The sequence below is a fragment of the Oleiphilus sp. HI0043 genome (assembly GCF_001634935.1).
The window spans coordinates 1-873 of record NZ_LWEY01001512.1 but is presented as its reverse complement, the minus strand read 5'-3'; the positions used below and the strand labels follow the sequence as shown (position 1 = coordinate 873).

The 873-nt window shown below is 47.9% G+C and carries 1 protein-coding gene; it reads left to right on the top strand.

Annotated features, from left to right (window positions below; translation table 11 throughout):
* Positions 1-74: 74 nt before the first annotated feature.
* Positions 75-873 (top strand): phenylalanine--tRNA ligase subunit alpha (pheS, locus tag A3729_RS22020; protein WP_068634281.1); only part of this gene is annotated, 799 nt, incomplete at its 3' end.

The following is an 873-nucleotide window of genomic DNA, read 5'->3' as shown; positions in this document are numbered from 1 at the left end:
GTAATAGCTGGATAGGGGGCGAGACAACTCACCCCCTATTTTTATTTTGAGTACTGTTTTTTCGGAGAGCAGTAATGGAAAACCTTGAACAACTTGTTCAACGCGCCATTAGCGCTGTAGATGCAGCGGAAAAAATTCAAGAATTGGACCAGGTCAGAGTTGATTACCTAGGCAAGAAGGGTGAAATCACCCAGCTACTCAAAACATTGGGTAAGTTAGATGCGTCTGAAAGACCAGCGGCCGGAGCAAAGATAAACGAAGCCAAAGAAGGTGTCTTGGAAAAACTGTTAGCCAAGAAAGAGTCCCTTGAAACAGCTGAGCTTGAGAACAAGCTCCGTTCAGAAGCTGTGGATGTCACCTTGCCAGGCCGCGCAAGCGATACCGGTGGTTTGCACCCGGTAACCAAAACAATGCGCCGAATTGAGCAGTTTTTTGCCAGAGCCGGTTACTCAGTAGAAGTAGGCCCGGAAATCGAAGATGATTACCATAACTTCGAAGCTTTGAATATCCCGGGGCATCACCCGGCACGTGCTATGCACGACACCTTTTACTTTGATGCAAATACCTTATTAAGAACTCACACTTCACCTGTGCAAGTACGCACGATGGAGAAGGGAGAGCCACCATTTCGTATGATCTGTCCGGGCCGTGTATACCGTTGCGACTCCGACCAAACGCATACGCCGATGTTCCATCAGGTTGAAGGCCTGCTGGTGGAAGAGAATGTTAGTTTTGCTGACCTAAAGAGTACCATTGAAGATTTCCTTCAGGTGTTTTTTGAGCGAGACCTGGCTGTTCGTTTCCGTCCTTCTTACTTCCCATTTACCGAACCTTCAGCAGAAGTGGATATCGAGTGGGGTAAAGACGCTGACG